General features: G+C 66.1%; 15 protein-coding genes. All 15 read left to right on the forward strand.

Going from position 1 to position 16,315, the window contains the following annotated elements; translation table 11 throughout:
- Nucleotides 1-335 (forward strand): DUF4115 domain-containing protein (locus G3N94_RS33255; RefSeq protein ID WP_241022212.1); only part of this gene is annotated, 335 nt, incomplete at its 5' end.
- Between the two features lie 85 nt (nucleotides 336-420).
- Nucleotides 421-1,725 (forward strand): flavodoxin-dependent (E)-4-hydroxy-3-methylbut-2-enyl-diphosphate synthase, encoded by a 1,305-nt coding sequence (gene ispG / locus G3N94_RS33260; protein ID WP_205797913.1) that lies wholly within the window; start codon nucleotides 421-423, stop codon nucleotides 1,723-1,725.
- A 16-nt stretch (nucleotides 1,726-1,741) separates the two neighbouring features.
- The gene (hisS, locus tag G3N94_RS33265; protein WP_205797915.1) at nucleotides 1,742-3,082 is read left to right on the forward strand and encodes a histidine--tRNA ligase; all 1,341 of its coding nucleotides are present in this window, start codon (nucleotides 1,742-1,744) and stop codon (nucleotides 3,080-3,082) included.
- A gap of 55 nt (nucleotides 3,083-3,137) precedes the next feature.
- The gene (locus G3N94_RS33270; RefSeq protein WP_205797917.1) at nucleotides 3,138-3,767 is read left to right on the forward strand and encodes a tetratricopeptide repeat protein; all 630 of its coding nucleotides are present in this window, start codon (nucleotides 3,138-3,140) and stop codon (nucleotides 3,765-3,767) included.
- Nucleotides 3,768-3,808: 41 nt separating this feature from the next.
- On the forward strand, nucleotides 3,809-4,954 hold the full coding sequence (bamB, locus tag G3N94_RS33275) for an outer membrane protein assembly factor BamB (protein ID WP_205797919.1): 1,146 nt from the start codon (nucleotides 3,809-3,811) through the stop codon (nucleotides 4,952-4,954).
- A 244-nt stretch (nucleotides 4,955-5,198) separates the two neighbouring features.
- Nucleotides 5,199-6,536, forward strand: a complete 1,338-nt coding sequence (der, locus tag G3N94_RS33280; RefSeq protein ID WP_205797921.1) for a ribosome biogenesis GTPase Der — start codon at nucleotides 5,199-5,201, stop codon at nucleotides 6,534-6,536.
- A gap of 142 nt (nucleotides 6,537-6,678) precedes the next feature.
- Nucleotides 6,679-6,921 carry an RNA chaperone Hfq gene (gene hfq, locus G3N94_RS33285; protein WP_205797930.1) on the forward strand — a complete coding sequence of 81 codons (243 nt, stop codon included), beginning with the start codon at nucleotides 6,679-6,681 and terminating at the stop codon, nucleotides 6,919-6,921.
- 72 nt (nucleotides 6,922-6,993) lie between these two features.
- Nucleotides 6,994-8,157, forward strand: coding sequence for a GTPase HflX (hflX, locus tag G3N94_RS33290; protein ID WP_185732352.1), 1,164 nt, complete (start codon nucleotides 6,994-6,996; stop codon nucleotides 8,155-8,157).
- A 47-nt stretch (nucleotides 8,158-8,204) separates the two neighbouring features.
- Entirely contained in the window at nucleotides 8,205-9,551 is a 1,347-nt protein-coding gene (gene hflK / locus G3N94_RS33295; RefSeq protein ID WP_205797932.1) for an FtsH protease activity modulator HflK, read from the forward strand.
- Nucleotides 9,552-9,565: 14 nt separating this feature from the next.
- A complete protein-coding gene (locus G3N94_RS33300; RefSeq protein ID WP_205797934.1) occupies nucleotides 9,566-10,465 on the forward strand; it encodes a protease modulator HflC in 900 nt (299 codons plus the stop codon).
- Between the two features lie 36 nt (nucleotides 10,466-10,501).
- Nucleotides 10,502-10,693, forward strand: coding sequence for a DUF2065 domain-containing protein (locus tag G3N94_RS33305; RefSeq protein ID WP_124601939.1), 192 nt, complete (start codon nucleotides 10,502-10,504; stop codon nucleotides 10,691-10,693).
- Between the two features lie 96 nt (nucleotides 10,694-10,789).
- Nucleotides 10,790-11,938, forward strand: a complete 1,149-nt coding sequence (locus G3N94_RS33310; RefSeq protein ID WP_205797936.1) for an ATP phosphoribosyltransferase regulatory subunit — start codon at nucleotides 10,790-10,792, stop codon at nucleotides 11,936-11,938.
- Nucleotides 11,939-12,050: 112 nt separating this feature from the next.
- The gene (locus G3N94_RS33315; RefSeq protein WP_205797938.1) at nucleotides 12,051-13,397 is read left to right on the forward strand and encodes an adenylosuccinate synthase; all 1,347 of its coding nucleotides are present in this window, start codon (nucleotides 12,051-12,053) and stop codon (nucleotides 13,395-13,397) included.
- Between the two features lie 8 nt (nucleotides 13,398-13,405).
- Nucleotides 13,406-14,002 carry a phosphoribosyltransferase gene (locus G3N94_RS33320; RefSeq protein ID WP_124601942.1) on the forward strand — a complete coding sequence of 199 codons (597 nt, stop codon included), beginning with the start codon at nucleotides 13,406-13,408 and terminating at the stop codon, nucleotides 14,000-14,002.
- A gap of 255 nt (nucleotides 14,003-14,257) precedes the next feature.
- Nucleotides 14,258-16,186 carry a potassium transporter Kup gene (locus G3N94_RS33325; protein WP_205797939.1) on the forward strand — a complete coding sequence of 643 codons (1,929 nt, stop codon included), beginning with the start codon at nucleotides 14,258-14,260 and terminating at the stop codon, nucleotides 16,184-16,186.
- Nucleotides 16,187-16,315: the final 129 nt, after the last annotated feature.

Here is a 16,315-nt window from a genome sequence, read left to right on the forward strand (position 1 = left end):
TCGCGCCGGTGTCGCAGCCCGCGGCGGTTGCGGCGGCGAGCGCGGTACCGGCAGCGGCCGCGCCGGCGAGCGTCGTCGTTGCGGCAGGCCAGTCGGTCGTCGAACTGAAGGTCAAGCAGGATTGCTGGTTCAGCGTGCGCGACAAGAACGGCAAGGAGCTGTTCTCGTCGCTGGTGCGCGCCGGCGACACGAAGCAGGTTGCGGGTGACGGTCCGCTGAAGGTGACGATCGGCAACAAGGCGGGTATGGACACGATCGCGTTCGACGGCAAACCCGTCGATCCGGCAAAATATTCGGCAGCGCGGGGGAACGTGGCGCGGTTCACGTTGCCCTGACGGCAAGCGCCGTGGCTAAGCGGGCACGGCGCTTTTTCAATTCATGTGCCGCGTCGCGGCGCATTCCGCGTAAATGGATCTATCGATGCAATCCGAAGCTCAATCCCCACGCAGCAGTCAGATTTGTTCAACCGAGCCGGTGTTCGGCGGGCATGCGCCGCGCCGCGTGTCGCATGCGGTGAATGTCCGTTGGGGCGGGCAGCTCGTGACGATCGGCGGCAATTCGCCGGTGCGCGTGCAGTCGATGACGAACACCGATACCGCGGACGCGATCGGTACGGCGATCCAGATCAAGGAACTCGCGAACGCGGGCTCCGAACTGGTGCGCATCACGGTCAACACGCCAGAGGCCGCGGCCGCCGTGCCGGCGATCCGCGAGCAGCTCGACCGGATGGGCGTGACGGTGCCGCTCGTCGGCGACTTCCATTACAACGGCCACCTGCTGCTGCGCGACAATCCGGGCTGCGCGGAGGCGCTGTCGAAGTACCGGATCAACCCCGGCAACGTCGGCTATGGCGCAAAACGCGACACGCAGTTCGCGCAGATGATCGAAGCGGCGATCAAGTACGACAAGGTGGTGCGGATCGGCGTGAACTGGGGCAGCCTCGACCAGGACCTGCTCGCGCGGATGATGGACGAGAACGGCGCACGCGCGCAACCGTGGGATGCGCAGAGCGTGATGTACGAGGCGCTGATCCAGTCGGCGGTCGGCTCGGCCGAGCGCGCGGTCGAACTGGGTCTCGGCCGTGACCGCATCGTGCTGTCGTGCAAGGTCAGCGGCGTGCAGGACCTGATCGCCGTGTACCGCGAACTGGCGCGTCGCTGCGGCTTCGCGCTGCACCTCGGGTTGACCGAGGCGGGCATGGGCTCGAAGGGCATCGTCGCGTCGACGGCGGCGCTCGGCGTGCTGCTGCAGGAAGGTATCGGCGACACGATCCGCATCTCGCTGACGCCGGAGCCGGGCGCACCGCGTACGGGTGAAGTGGTGGTCGGCCAGGAGATCCTGCAGACGATGGGCCTGCGCTCGTTCGCGCCGATGGTGATTGCGTGCCCGGGTTGCGGCCGCACGACGAGCACGCTGTTCCAGGAACTCGCGATGCAGATCCAGACCTACCTGCGCGAGCAGATGCCGGTCTGGCGCAAGACCTATCCGGGCGTCGAGACGATGAACGTCGCGGTGATGGGCTGCATCGTCAACGGCCCGGGCGAATCGAAGCACGCGAACATCGGCATCAGCCTGCCGGGTTCCGGCGAGAATCCGGCCGCGCCTGTCTTCATCGACGGCGAGAAGGTCAAGACGCTGCGCGGCGAGCACATCGCGGAGGAATTCCAGCAGATCGTCAGCGATTACGTCGAACGCACCTATGGCCGCGCCGCGGCACTGAACTAATCCGTCAACACACACGATGACTGAACAAAAACGCAAGATCGAGAAGCTCACGGGCGTCAAGGGCATGAACGACATCCTCCCGCAGGATGCCGGCCTGTGGGAATTCTTCGAAGCCACCGTGAAGTCGCTGCTGCGCGCCTACGGCTACCAGAACATCCGCACGCCGATCGTCGAGCACACGCAGCTCTTCACGCGCGGCATCGGCGAAGTCACGGACATCGTCGAGAAGGAGATGTACAGCTTCACCGACGCGCTGAACGGCGAGCACCTGACGATGCGTCCGGAGAACACGGCCGCCGTCGTGCGTGCTGCGATCGAGCACAACATGCTGTACGACGGCCCGAAGCGGCTGTGGTACATCGGCCCGATGTTCCGCCACGAGCGTCCGCAGCGCGGCCGCTACCGCCAGTTCCACCAGGTCGGCGTCGAGGCGCTCGGCTTCGCGGGGCCGGACGCGGATGCGGAAATCATCATGATGTGTCAGCGCCTGTGGGACGACCTCGGCCTGATGGGCATCAAGCTCGAGATCAACTCGCTGGGTCTCGCGGAAGAGCGCGCGGCGCACCGCGTCGAGCTGATCAAATATCTCGAGCAGCACGTCGACGCGCTGGACGCCGAAGCGCAGCGCCGCCTGTATACGAACCCGCTGCGCGTGCTCGACACGAAGAACCCGGCGCTGCAGGAGATCGCGCAGAACGCGCCGAAGCTGATCGACTTCCTCGGCGACGAATCGCGCGCGCACTTCGAAGGGCTGCAGCGCCTGCTGAAGGCGAACAACATTCCGTTCACGATCAACCCGCGTCTCGTGCGCGGCCTCGACTACTACAACCTGACCGTGTTCGAGTGGGTGACCGACAAGCTCGGCGCGCAAGGCACGGTGGCCGCCGGCGGCCGCTACGATCCGCTGATCGAGCAGCTCGGCGGCAAGCCGACCGCCGCGTGCGGCTGGGCGATGGGCGTCGAGCGCATTCTCGAGCTGCTGAAGGAAGAGCAGCTCGTGCCCGAGCAGGACGGCGTCGACGCGTACATCGTGCACCAGGGCGAAGCGGCGCGCGAACAGGCGTTCATCGCGGCCGAGCGGCTGCGTGACACGGGCCTCGACGTGATCTTCCACTGCAGCGCGGATGGCGCGCCGGCGAGCTTCAAGTCGCAGATGAAGCGTGCCGATGCGAGCGGCGCCGCGTTCGCGGTGATCTTCGGCGAAGAGGAGATCGCGAACGGCACGGTGGGCGTGAAAGCGCTGCGCGGCGTCGGCGACGAAGGGGAAAAGAACGTTCAGCAGACCGTACCGGTCGAAAGCTTGACCGAATTCCTAATCAATGCGATGGTTGCATCCGCCGAAGACGGCGACGACTGATCGCGCTGGCGTCCGCTCGACAACAAAGGCCTGAACAGGAAGGAATCGCTCGCCGATGAGTTACCACGACGAACAAGAATCGATTGAAAGCCTCAAGGCGTGGTGGGCCCGCTGGGGCAACCTCACCACGTGGATCGTGCTCGCGGCGCTCGTCGTCGCGGCCGGTTTCAACGGCTGGAATTACTGGCAGCGTCGTCAGGCCGCCGAGGCGTCCGGCCTGTACGAGCAGGTGCAGAAGGCCGCCGCGGCGAACGACAAGACGACGATGGCCCGCGCGGCCACCGACATGGAAGACAAGTACGGCAGCACGCCGTATGCGCAGATGGCGGCGCTCGCGGCCGCGAAGGTGCTGTACGGCGCAGGCGATGTTGCCGGTGCAAAGGCGCAGCTGCAATGGGCGGCCGATCATGCGAAGGACGACGAGTACAAGCAGATCGCGAAGCTGCGCCTCGCGTCGCTGCTGCTCGACGAGAAGGCGTACGACGCGGGGCTCGCGCTGCTGTCGGGTACGCCGGTCGATGCGTTCAAGGGTCTCGTGGCCGATCGCCGTGGCGATCTGCTCGCCGCGCAAGGCAAGACCGACGACGCGCGCGCCGCGTACAAGCTCGCGCTCGACGGCCTGCCGAAGGAAGACCAGTCAGCGCGCCAGCTCGTGCAGTTCAAGCTGGACGCGCTCGGCGGCTGAGCGCCGGCCCCCTCAACCTCTTAACTTTGCTTCGCTAACCGATGAATTTGCTGAAACGTTACGCTGTGCCCGTTGCCTGCGCGGCGGCCGTCCTGGCGCTGGGGGCCTGCTCGTCGACGAAGGACGCGCGTCGCGTGCCGACGCCGCTCACCGAGTTCAAATCCGCTCTCGACGTGCAACAGGTCTGGTCGGCGAGCGTCGGCAAGGGCGATCGCTACCTGTTCTCGCCGGTGGCGGTGGGCGATGCCGTGTATGCGGCCGGCGCGAACGGGTCGGTCGAGAAGATCGACGCGAAGACCGGGCAGCGGATCTGGCGCACCAAGCTCGATTCGGACCTGTCGGCGGGTGTCGGCAGCGACGGCAACCTGACCGCGGTCGGCGCACTGAAGGGCGGCGTGTTCGTGCTCGGCCAGGACGGCAAGCTGCTGTGGAAGACGTCCGTGCAGGGCGAGATCTTCTCGCCGCCGCTCGTCGGCAACGGTCTCGTGATCGTCCGCACGATCGACGGCCAGGTGATCGCGTTCAATGCGCAGACGGGCGAGCAGAAGTGGAACTACCGCAACCGTGCGGTGCCGCTGAACCTGCGCGTGTCGGCAGGCATGACGTTCGCGGGCGACGCGGCGGTGCTGGCGGGCTTCCCGGGCGGCGGCCTCGTCGCGATCAACCTGCAGTCGGGCGAGCCGTACTGGCAGACGCCCGTGTCGTTCCCGAAGGGCGTGACGGAAGTGGAGCGCATCAACGACGTCAGCGGTCCGCCGACGCTCGTCGGCGCGCAAGCCTGCGCGGTGACGTTCCAGGGCCAGCTCGGTTGCTTCGACGCGAACTCGGGGCGCCCGCTGTGGGAAAAGACGTTCTCGAGCCGCAGCGGCCTCGCGCAGGACGATTCGGTCGTCGCGGGCGGCGACGACTGGTCGGTCGTGAGCGCGTACGACGCGGCGAGCGGCAACGAGTTGTGGCGCAACGAGAAGCTGAAGAGCCGTGACGTCGGCGTGCCCTATATGCTCGGCCATGCAGTCGTGATGGGCGACTACAAGGGCTTCGTGCATTTCCTGTCGCGCGAGGATGGCAGCTTCATCGCGCGGATGAAGACCGACGGCAGTGCGATCACGGCGGCGCCCGTGCTCGCGGGCAACACGCTCGTCGTGCAGACGAAGGATGGCGGCCTGTACGGCTTCCGTCCGCGCTGACGCGCAACGACGCGCAGGCCGCGGCGCGGGCAGGTCCCGCATGCCGCGCCGGCGCGTGAAATGAAGGCGGCCGGTGTCCCCGGCCGCTCGGTATTTGAAAGGCAGTTCGAGAGCAAGCATGATGGCGCGCAGTGCGCGCCTGGCGCGCGCATCTGGCGCGGCGCGAATTCGTGATATTTTCATTCAGCGCAGCCGCCCGCAGCAGCGGGCCCCCCGCTGCTGCGCATCACCGTAGACAACACAGATGAAACCGGTCATTGCCCTCGTTGGGCGCCCCAATGTGGGGAAATCCACGCTGTTCAACCGGCTCACGCGCTCGCGCGATGCGCTGGTCGCTGACTTGCCGGGCCTGACGCGCGATCGCCATTACGGCGAAGGGCGCGTCGGCGCACGGCCGTATCTCGTCGTCGACACGGGCGGCTTCGAGCCGGTCGCGAAGGACGGCATCCTGCACGAGATGGCGCGCCAGACGCGCCAGGCCGTCGAGGAAGCCGACGTCGTCGTGTTCATCGTCGACGGCCGCAACGGGCTCGCGCCGCAGGACAAGTCGATCGCCGACTACCTGCGCAAGACCGGCCGGCCGATCTTCCTCGTCGTCAACAAGGCCGAGGGGATGAAGTACACGGCGGTCGCGTCCGATTTCTACGAGCTCGGGCTCGGCGATCCGCGCGCGATCTCGGCGGCGCACGGCGACGGCGTCACCGACATGATCAACGAGGCGCTGGAAGTCGCGTATGCGGGCCAGCCGGAAGAGGAAGACGTCGACGATCCGTCGCGCGGCATCAAGATCGCGATCGTCGGGCGGCCGAACGTCGGCAAGTCGACGCTCGTCAACGCGCTGATCGGCGAAGACCGTGTGATCGCATTCGACATGCCGGGCACGACGCGCGACTCGATCTACGTCGACTTCGAGCGTAACGGCAAGAAATACACGCTGATCGACACGGCCGGCCTGCGCCGCCGCGGCAAGGTGTTCGAGGCGATCGAGAAGTTCTCGGTCGTGAAGACGCTGCAGTCGATCTCCGACGCGAACGTCGTCATTCTTCTGCTGGATGCGCAGCAGGACATTTCCGACCAGGACGCGCATATCGCGGGCTTCGTCGTCGAGCAGGGCCGTGCGCTCGTGATCGGCGTCAACAAGTGGGACGGGCTCGACGAGCACGCGCGCGACCGCGCGAAAGCGGATTTGACCCGCAAGCTGAAGTTCCTCGATTTCGCGAAATCGCACTACATTTCCGCCGCGAAGAAGACGGGCATCGGTGCGCTGATGCGCTCGGTCGACGATGCGTACGCGGCCGCGATGGCGAAGCTGCCGACGCCGAAGCTCACGCGCGCGCTGATCGAGGCCGTGGAATTCCAGCAGCCGCGCCGGCGTGGTCCGGTGCGTCCGAAGCTGCGTTATGCGCACCAGGGCGGCCAGAATCCGCCGCTGATCGTGATCCACGGCAACGCGCTCGATGCCGTGACCGAAACCTACAAGCGCTACCTGGAAAACCGTTTCCGCGAAACTTTCTCCCTGACCGGGACTCCATTGCGCATAGAGTTCCGTTCGTCGAACAACCCGTACGCGGACAAGAGCTGAACGCACGTCCCGCAAGGGGTAGGCCGTATGGCCTGCGCCCGGGCGGGGCAGGCAAAATCGGCTATAGTGTAGCGATTGGCGCCGGATCTCTTTTTCTTCGTCGCCAATCCAGATCAACCTGCAAAAAAAGATGGAGTACGCCATGAGCAACAAAGGGCAATTGTTACAAGACCCGTTTTTGAACGCACTGCGCAAGGAGCACGTGCCCGTTTCGATCTATCTCGTCAACGGCATCAAGCTCCAAGGGAACATCGAATCGTTCGACCAGTACGTCGTGTTGCTCCGTAATACGGTGACCCAGATGGTCTACAAGCACGCCATCTCGACGGTCGTACCGGCGCGCCCGGTGAATTTCCACCCGGACGCGGAAGCAGCCTCGTCCTAACCTATCGCCGCGGCCGGCATCCGGTCGCCGCGTGCGACCGATGCCAGCCGCCACATCTTGACACCCGATAATTTGATCAACGCAGCGCTCGTCGGCATCGATTTCGGCAAGACCGATTTCGAAGCCAGTCTCGAAGAACTCAGTCTTCTCGCATCCAGCGCGGGTGCGCATCCCGCCGTCACGCTGACCGGTCGCCGGTCCAGTCCCGATGCCGCGATGTTCGTCGGCAGCGGCAAAGCCGAGGAATTGCGGCTTGCCTGCGAAGCCAACGACGTCGAAATCGTCATCTTCAACCACGCGCTGGCGCCGGCCCAGCAACGCAATCTGGAGCGTGCGCTTAACAGGCGGGTGGTCGATCGCACGAGTCTCATCCTCGACATCTTCGCGCAGCGTGCGCGCAGCCACGAAGGCAAGCTGCAGGTCGAGCTTGCGCAGCTGCAATACCTGTCGACCCGGCTGATCCGCGCGTGGACCCACCTCGAGCGGCAAAAGGGCGGTATTGGCCTGCGCGGCCCCGGCGAAACCCAGCTCGAAACCGACCGCCGGCTGATCGGCGAACGCATCAAGATGCTGAAGTCGCGGCTCGAGCGGCTGCGCCGGCAGCACCATACGCAACGCCGCCAGCGGGCGCGCAGCGGCACGATGTCGGTATCGCTCGTCGGCTATACGAACGCGGGCAAGTCGACGCTCTTCAATGCACTGACGAAAGCGCAGGCCTATGCGGCCGACCAGCTGTTCGCGACGCTCGATACGACGTCGCGGCGCGTGTACCTCGGCGACGAGGTGGGTCAGATCGTCGTGTCGGACACCGTTGGTTTCATCCGCGAACTGCCGCACCAGCTCGTCGCTGCGTTTCGCGCGACGCTCGAGGAAACGATCCACGCGGACCTGCTGCTGCACGTCGTCGATGCGTCGAGCGCGGTGCGGCTCGAGCAGATCGAACAGGTCAACGAGGTGCTGCACGAGATCGGCGCGGACACGGTCCGGCAGATCCTGGTGTTCAACAAGATCGACGCCGTGCCTGAGCTGGCGGCCCGCGGCGACGCGGTCGAGCGGGACGAGTATGGTAATATTTCGCGCGTCTTTTTGAGCGCGCGCACCGGTCAGGGTCTTGACGCACTGCGTGCCGCCATTGCCGAGATCGCTTCCGCGGAACACCTTTCGGGCGCGATGCCGTTCGACGGCACGCCTGCAGAATCACACGAAGACCACACGCTTTCCGAACACGGGCGCTAACCGGTCCCGGCCGGTTCGCCGGCGTCTAATCTGGTGAACACACTCTGGTGAACGAATACAACGAGCGGAGTAACGGGCGGCGGATGCACGCCTTGCTGTCGATCAACGATCCCCGCTGGGGACGTGGCGAAGGCAATGGCGGGACCCAGCCCCGCGCGAATGAATCGAAACGCCCGCCGGGCGGCGACGGCGAAGGTCCCCCCGATCTCGACGAAATGTGGCGCAACTTCAACCGGCGCCTGAGCGGCCTGTTCGGCGGCAAGGGCGGCAACGGTTTTCGTCCGGACAATGGCCGTGCCGCACGGGTCGGCGTCGGCATCGTGATCGGCGTACTCGTCGCGGTCTATGCGGGCAGCGGCCTGTTCGTCGTGCAGGAGGGCCAGACGGGCGTCGTGCTGCAGTTCGGCCGCCTTGCCGGTACCGTCGGCCAGGGCGTGCACTGGCGCGCGCCGTATCCGTTCGCGTCGCATGAAATCGTCGACACGTCGCAGGTCCGTTCGATCGAGGTCGGCCGCAACAACGTCGTGCGTATCGCGAACGTCAAGGAAGCGTCGATGCTGACGCGCGACGCGGACATCGTCGACGTGCGTTTTGCGGTGCAGTACCGGATTCGCTCGGCGACCGACTACCTGTTCCGCAACGTCGATCCGGAGCGCAGCGTGTCGCAGGCCGCGCAGGCCGCGGTGCGCGCGATCGTCGGCACGCGCAGTGCAGCGGACATCCTGAGCCAGGATCGCGATGCGCTGCGCCAGCCGCTGACCGAAGCGATCCAGCGCGATCTCGACCGCTACCAGACGGGCCTCGAGGTGACCGGCGTGACGATGCAGAGCGTTGCGGCGCCCGAGCAGACGCAGGCCGCATACGCCGAAGTGGCGAAGGCGCGGGATGAGCGCGAAACGGCGAATCGTGCCGCGCATGCATCTGCGAGCGACCTGCTGCCGAAGGCGCAGGGCGATGCGGCGAAGCTCGTCGACGACGCGAAGGCGTATGCGGATCGCGTCGTCACGCAGGCGGAAGGCGACGCGGAGCGGTTCAAGCAGGTCTATGCGCAGTATTCGAAGGCGCCGGCCGTGATCCGCGAACGGATGTACCTGGAGACCATGCAGGAAATCTATTCGAACTCGACGAAAGTCTTCGTCGGCAACAAGGGCAGCAACAACGTGCTGTACCTCCCGCTCGACAAGCTGGTCGAGCAGGGCCGTCAGGGCGCGGCGAAAGCGGCACCGTCGTCCGGCGCAGCCGCGCCTGACGCGACATCCGCGGCGGCCGCAGGCTCGGCGCCGGCGGTTGCTGCGCCTGCCAGTGCGGCCGCGGCCGCACCGGCGCCAGGCAGCGACGTGCTGCGATCGCGCGAAGCGTTCCGCAGCCGGTCGCGCGAAGACGATCTGAAGTAACGGGGGCGAGTGTCATGAATAGAATCATCGCGCTCGTCGTCGCGATCGTGATCGCGGCCTTCGCCGCGTCGTCGACCGTGCTGACCGTCGATCCGCGCCATATGGCCGTATTGTCCGGCCGCGCCGGCGAGCAGCCGTCGCTGGCTGGCCCCGGCGTTCATTTCAAGCTGCCGCCGCCGTTGCAGACGGCGACGCTGATCGACACGCGCCTGCAGTCGCTCGAGTCGGCCGATCCGCAGCAGTTCTCGACCGCCGACAAGCACGACCTGCTCGTCGGCTACGCGGTCAAGTATCGGATCGCCGATCCGATGAAGTATTTCACCGCGACGGGCGGGGAGCCGGCTGAGGCCGCCGACCGGCTGACCGCCGCGATGAAGGGTGCACTGGGCGATGCGATCGGCCAGCACGCGCTCGACGATGCGATCGGCGGGCAGCGCGCGATCGCCGACTCGGCCCGCGGCGTATTGCAGGCGAAGGCGTCCGCGTTCGGTGTCGACGTGGCCGACGTCCAGCTCACGCGCGTCGACCTGCCGGCAGCGCAGGCCGACGCCGCGTATCAGCGGATGATCACGGCACTGCACGGTCAGGCCGAGCAGGTCCGTGCCGAGGGCGCGACAGACGTCGAGCAGATCAAGGCTGACGCGGAACGCGAGCAGCAGGCCGTGATCGCGAACGCGTACAAGAGCGCACAGACGATCAAGGGCGAGGGCGATGCGAAGGCCGCGACGATCGCCGCCGACGCGTACGGCCGCGATCCGCAGTTCTACCAGTTCTACGCGAGCCTGCAGGCCTATCGGAATACCTTCAAGCGCAACGACATCATCGTCGTCGATCCTGACAGCGAGTTCTTCCGCTTCATGCGCAGCCCGACGGGCGGTACCGCACCGGCGGCGCCCGCTCCCCGCAAACACTGACCTTGGGGCGCCGTTTCGTGCGGCGCCGTCGCTCGCATGGACCTGGCTGGCTCGTTGTTGCTCGCAGTTGCGCTGATGCTGATCATCGAGGGGGCGTTCCCCTTCGTGTTTCCCGTCGCCTGGCGCGACACGTTTCGTAGAATAGCGGAGCGGCCGCCGCATCATATCCGGATCGGCGGGCTGATCGTGATGGCGCTCGGGCTCACGCTGCTGCTGCTCGCCTCCTGATCCGGACGGCGCACGCGCCCGTCCGCTTCCACCCGAATCCGATTCACCCGCGGTGCGCGTGTCGTGCGCCGTGTTTCCTGTCGTAGGACCGTACCGATGTCGACCTGGTTACTTCCCGAGAATATCGCCGACGTACTGCCGTCGGAAGCACGCAAGATCGAGGAGCTGCGCCGCAGGCTGCTCGATCGCTTCCGTTCGTACGGCTACGAGATGGTGATGCCGCCGCTGCTCGAATACCTCGAGTCGCTGCTGACGAGCGGCGGCAACGATCTGCGCCTGCGCACCTTCAAGCTCGTCGATCAGCTGTCGGGGCGCACGCTCGGCCTGCGCGCGGACATCACGCCGCAGGTCGCGCGCATCGACGCGCATCTGCTGAACCGTCAGGGCGTGACGCGCCTCTGCTATGCGGGCAACGTGCTGCATACGCGTCCGCGCGGCCTGCACGCGACGCGCGAGCAGATCCAGATCGGCGCGGAAATCTACGGCCATGCGGGGCTCGAAGCCGATCTCGAGGTCCAGCAGCTGATGCTCGACGCGCTGCACCTGACCGGCCTGTCGAAGATCCGGCTCGACCTGTGCCACGCGGGGGTGCTGGCGGCGCTGTTTGCGCGCGATGCGCAGGCGGCCGAGCGCGGCGAGGCGCTGTACGATGCGCTGTCGGGCAAGGACGTGCCGCTGCTGAACGAGTTGACCGACGACCTGGGCGCCGACACGCGCGCCGCGCTGCGCGCGCTGCCGCACCTGTACGGCGATGCGAGCGTGCTCGACGAGGCGCGTGCGAAATTGCCCGCGCTGCCGGAAATCACCCGCGCGCTCGACGACCTCGCGCAACTCGCGGCCCAGGTTAAGGACGCCGAAGTGGCGATCGACCTGGCGGACCTGCGCGGCTATGCGTACCACAGCGGCGCGATGTTCTCCGCGTACGTCGACGGCGTGCCGAACGCGGTTGCCCGCGGCGGCCGTTACGACCATGTCGGGCAGGCATACGGCCGTGCGCGTCCGGCAACCGGCTTCTCGCTCGACCTGCGCGAACTCGCGCGGATCTCGCCCGTCGAGGCGCGCGGCACGGCAATCCTCGCGCCGTGGGCGCAGGACGACGCGCTGCGCGCGGCCGTCGCGGCGCTGCGCGATGCGGGCGAAGTGGTGATCCAGGCGCTGCCTGGGCACGATCACGTGCTCGACGAATTTGCATGCGACCGTTCGCTCGTCGAGCGCGCCGGCGCATGGGTGGTCGAACCCCGTTAAAAGGCGTTCGCGGACTGCGTTTCGGCATCCATATCGTTGAAGCGAAACGGAAAAATTCGGAATCGTCCGCGAACATAGGTAGAATACGTTTTTAACCAGCTAACGAATCAACATGTCTGCCAGCGCAGTGAACGTGACTCCCGGGCGCAATGTCGTCGTCGTGGGGACTCAGTGGGGTGATGAAGGCAAAGGCAAGATCGTCGACTGGCTGACGGACCACGCTCAAGGCGTCGTGCGTTTCCAGGGCGGCCACAACGCCGGCCACACCCTCATCATCGGCGGCAAGAAAACCATCTTGCGCCTCATCCCGTCGGGCATCATGCGTGAAGGCGTCGCCTGCTACATCGGCAACGGCGTCGTCCTGTCCCCCGAGGCACTGTTCAAGGAAATCGGCGAGCTGGAAGAAGCCGGCGTGAACGTGCGCGACCGTCTGTTCATTTCCGAAGCCACGACGCTGATCCTGCCGTACCACATCGCGATCGACCAGGCGCGCGAAGCGCGCAAGGGCGCGGGCAAGATCGGCACGACCGGCCGCGGCATCGGCCCGGCATACGAAGACAAGGTCGGCCGCCGTGCGCTGCGCGTGCAGGACCTGTTCGATGCGAAGACCTTCGCCGACCGCCTGCGCGAAAACCTCGATTTCCACAACTTCGTGCTGACCCAGTACCTGGGCGGCGCAGCCGTCGACTTCCAGGCCACGCTCGACACGATGCTCGGCTACGCCGACCGCCTGAAGCCGATGGTGGCCGATGTGTCGCGCCGCCTGTACGACGTGAACAACGCGGGCCAGAACCTGCTGTTCGAAGGCGCGCAAGGCACGCTGCTCGACATCGACCACGGCACCTATCCGTTCGTCACGTCGAGCAACTGCGTCGCCGGCGCGGCGTCGGCGGGCGCGGGCGTCGGTCCGCAGAAGCTCAACTACATCCTCGGCATCACGAAGGCGTACTGTACGCGCGTGGGCTCGGGCCCGTTCCCGAGCGAGCTGTACGACGCCGACAACCCGAAGCGCCAGGACCAGGTCGGCATCACGCTCGCGAATGTCGGCAAGGAATTCGGTTCGGTCACGGGTCGCCCGCGCCGCACTGGCTGGCTCGACGCGGCCGCGCTGCGCCGCTCGATCCAGATCAACGGCGTGTCGGGCCTGTGCATGACGAAGCTCGACGTGCTCGACGGCCTCGACGAGGTCAAGCTGTGCGTCGGCTACAAGATCGACGGCAAGGATGCGGACATCCTGCCGCGCGGCGCGGCCGATGTCGCCCGCTGCGAGCCCGTGTACGAGACGTTCGTCGGCTGGAAGGAAAGCACCGTCGGCATCAACACGTGGGATGCGCTGCCGGAAAACGCCCGTGCGTACCTGACCCGCGTCCAGGAAGTGGCCGGCGTGCCGATCGACATGGTGTCGACCGGCCCGGACCGCGACGAAACGATCCTGCTTCGCCATCCGTTCAAGGTTTGATTTTTTAGATGACGCAGCAAAATACGATGACGGCGGCACTCGTGATGAGCGATCCGCGCAACGACGACAAGAATCTGTGGGTAGGCTGGGATGAGTATCACCGCCTGATCGAGCTGCTCGCGCTCCAGGTGCACGAATCCGGCTGGAAATTCGACCAGATCCTGTGCCTCGCGCGCGGCGGCCTGCGCGTCGGCGACCAACTGTCGCGCATCTACGACGTGCCGCTCGCGATCCTCGCGACCAGCTCGTACCGGGAAGCAGCGGGCCGCGAGCAGGGCGACCTCGACATCGCGCAGTACATCACGATGACGCGCGGCCAGCTCGCGGGCAACGTGCTGCTGGTGGACGACCTCGTCGATTCCGGCGTCACGCTCGCGCGCGTTCAGGAGCACCTGAGGGAGCGTTATCCGGCCGTTACGGCCGTCCGCTCGGCGGTGCTCTGGTACAAGGGCTGCTCGAAGGTGAAGCCCGATTACCACGTGCAGTTCCTGCCGACGAATCCGTGGATCCATCAGCCGTTCGAGGAGTGGGACACGGTTCGTCCGCACAATCTCGAAGCCTGGATCAAGCGCGGCAACGCGCAGCGTAACGGCGGGGGCGCGTAAGCGCCTGTCTGCCGATCGCTGGAGACCCTTATACGGCGCCGCTTGCGGCGCCGTTTTTCATGGGCGGCCGCGGCGCAGGGTAGGCAGACTCCGCTGCCGCGGCTATGATGGCTGGCCCTGCCACAGCTCGCGCCGCATTGCATGCCTGGTGTGGATCGCGTGGCTTCGCGGCAACAGGACCGGGCGGCGTTTAATGCATGTGTAGGTAGAATAGCGCTCGTTTTGTCCGCTCCGGACCCGATTATTACGTTTCATATGAACGACACGACCCACGCGACCCATGCGACTGACGCGGTCCACGCGCCGCACTCGCCGACGCAACAACACTCGCTGCAGGCACTCGCGATTGCTGCGATCGGCGTCGTGTTCGGCGACATCGGCACGAGCCCGCTGTATTCGCTGAAAGAGGCGTTCAGCCCCGCACACGGCATTCCGCTTACCGAAGGCTCGATCCTCGGCGTGATCTCGCTGCTGTTCTGGGCGATCATCCTGGTGGTCGGGATCAAATACCTGCTGTTCGTGATGCGCGCCGACAACAACGGCGAGGGCGGCGTACTGGCGCTGATGGCGCTGTCGCTGCGGCCGTTAAATCCGAAGAGCCGCGTGACGGGCGCGCTGATGGCGCTCGGGATCTTCGGCGCATGCATGTTCTACGGCGACGCGGTGATCACGCCGGCGATCTCGGTGATGTCGGCGGTCGAAGGTCTCGAGATTGCGACCCCGCATCTGTCGCATCTCGTGCTGCCGATCACGATCGTGATCCTGATTGCGCTGTTCTGGATCCAGCGCCACGGCACCGCGACCGTCGGCAAGCTGTTCGGCCCGATCATGGTGCTGTGGTTCGTCGCGATCGCGGCGCTCGGCGTGTATCACATCGCGCGCGTGCCGGGCATCATCGCGGCGATCAATCCGTACTACGCAGTGTCGTTCATGTCCGCGCACGTGTTGCAGGCCTACGTCGTGCTCGGCTCGGTCGTGCTGGTGCTGACGGGCGCCGAAGCGCTCTACGCGGACATGGGCCACTTCGGCGCGAAGCCGATCCGCCTCGCCGCGTACGCGCTCGTGATGCCGTCGCTCGTGCTCAACTACTTCGGGCAGGGTGCGCTGCTGATCCAGAACCCGAAGGCGATCGAGAACCCGTTCTTCCTGCTCGCGCCCGACTGGGGGCTGCTGCCGCTCGTCATCCTGTCGACGGTGGCGACCGTGATCGCGTCGCAGGCGGTGATTTCCGGCGCCTATTCGTTGACCTCGCAGGCGATCCAGCTCGGCTACGTGCCGCGCATGAAGGTGCTGCACACGTCCGAACTGGCGATCGGCCAGATCTACGTGCCGGTCGTCAACTGGCTGCTGCTGTTCGTGATCCTCTGCATCGTGATCGGCTTCAAGAGCTCGGACAACCTGGCCGCCGCATACGGTATCGCGGTGACCGCGACGATGGTGATCACGACCGTGCTCGCGGCCGTCGTGATGGTGAAGGTGTGGAACTGGAACAGGCTGCTGGTCGGCGCGATCATCGCCGTGTTCATGGCGGTCGACCTCGGCTTCTTCGGCGCGAACCTGCTGAAGGTCGCGCAGGGCGGCTGGCTGCCGCTCGGCATCGGCGCGCTGCTGTTCTTCCTGCTGATGACCTGGTACAAGGGGCGTCACATCGTGAAGGAACGCACGGCGGCCGACGGCATCCCGCTCGAGCCGTTCCTGCAGGGCTTGCTTGCGCATCCGCCGCACCGCGTGTCGGGCACCGCGATCTACCTGACCGGCAACGACAAGCTCGTGCCCGTCAGCCTGCTGCACAACCTGAAGCACAACAAGGTGCTGCACGAGCGCACCATCTTCCTGACGTTCGTGACGCGCGACATCCCGTATGTGCGCGACGACAAGCGGTTGAGCTCGCGCGACGCGGGCGGCGGGCTGTATATCGTGAGGGCCGAATACGGCTTCAACGAGACGCCGGACGTGAAGGCGGTGCTTGAGGAATTCGGCCGCACGCACGAGATGACGTTCGAGCTGATGGATACGTCGTTCTTCCTCGCGCGCGAAACGGTCGTGCCGACGCAGCTGCCCGGCATGTCGATCTGGCGCGAACGCGTGTTCGCGTGGATGCACCAGAATGCCGCGAAGCCGACCGACTTCTTCTCGATTCCGGCCAACCGCGTGGTCGAGCTCGGCACGAAAATCGAGATCTGACGCGACGGCGGGGCGCGAGTCCCGAGTCCCGCCTGCCGCCGGAACGAAAAAAAGCCCCGCCATCGAGCGGGGCTTTTTGTTGCCGCGGTTGTTTTCGCGGCTGTTTTGCGATTGTTGCCTTGATCGCGG

It is taken from the genome of Burkholderia sp. Ac-20353 (genome assembly GCF_017104785.1).
In the GTDB taxonomy this organism is placed as follows: Bacteria; Pseudomonadota; Gammaproteobacteria; order Burkholderiales; family Burkholderiaceae; genus Burkholderia.

Coding starts and splice junctions, on each gene's coding strand:
- G3N94_RS33300 (WP_205797934.1), top strand. CDS start 9,566: ATGAATAGAATCATCGCGCTCGTCGTCGCGATCGTGATCGCGGCCTTC.
- der (WP_205797921.1), top strand. CDS start 5,199: ATGAAACCGGTCATTGCCCTCGTTGGGCGCCCCAATGTGGGGAAATCC.
- G3N94_RS33270 (WP_205797917.1), top strand. CDS start 3,138: ATGAGTTACCACGACGAACAAGAATCGATTGAAAGCCTCAAGGCGTGG.
- bamB (WP_205797919.1), top strand. CDS start 3,809: ATGAATTTGCTGAAACGTTACGCTGTGCCCGTTGCCTGCGCGGCGGCC.
- hfq (WP_205797930.1), top strand. CDS start 6,679: ATGAGCAACAAAGGGCAATTGTTACAAGACCCGTTTTTGAACGCACTG.
- G3N94_RS33305 (WP_124601939.1), top strand. CDS start 10,502: ATGGACCTGGCTGGCTCGTTGTTGCTCGCAGTTGCGCTGATGCTGATC.
- ispG (WP_205797913.1), top strand. CDS start 421: ATGCAATCCGAAGCTCAATCCCCACGCAGCAGTCAGATTTGTTCAACC.
- G3N94_RS33315 (WP_205797938.1), top strand. CDS start 12,051: ATGTCTGCCAGCGCAGTGAACGTGACTCCCGGGCGCAATGTCGTCGTC.
- hisS (WP_205797915.1), top strand. CDS start 1,742: ATGACTGAACAAAAACGCAAGATCGAGAAGCTCACGGGCGTCAAGGGC.
- G3N94_RS33310 (WP_205797936.1), top strand. CDS start 10,790: ATGTCGACCTGGTTACTTCCCGAGAATATCGCCGACGTACTGCCGTCG.
- G3N94_RS33325 (WP_205797939.1), top strand. CDS start 14,258: ATGAACGACACGACCCACGCGACCCATGCGACTGACGCGGTCCACGCG.
- G3N94_RS33320 (WP_124601942.1), top strand. CDS start 13,406: ATGACGCAGCAAAATACGATGACGGCGGCACTCGTGATGAGCGATCCG.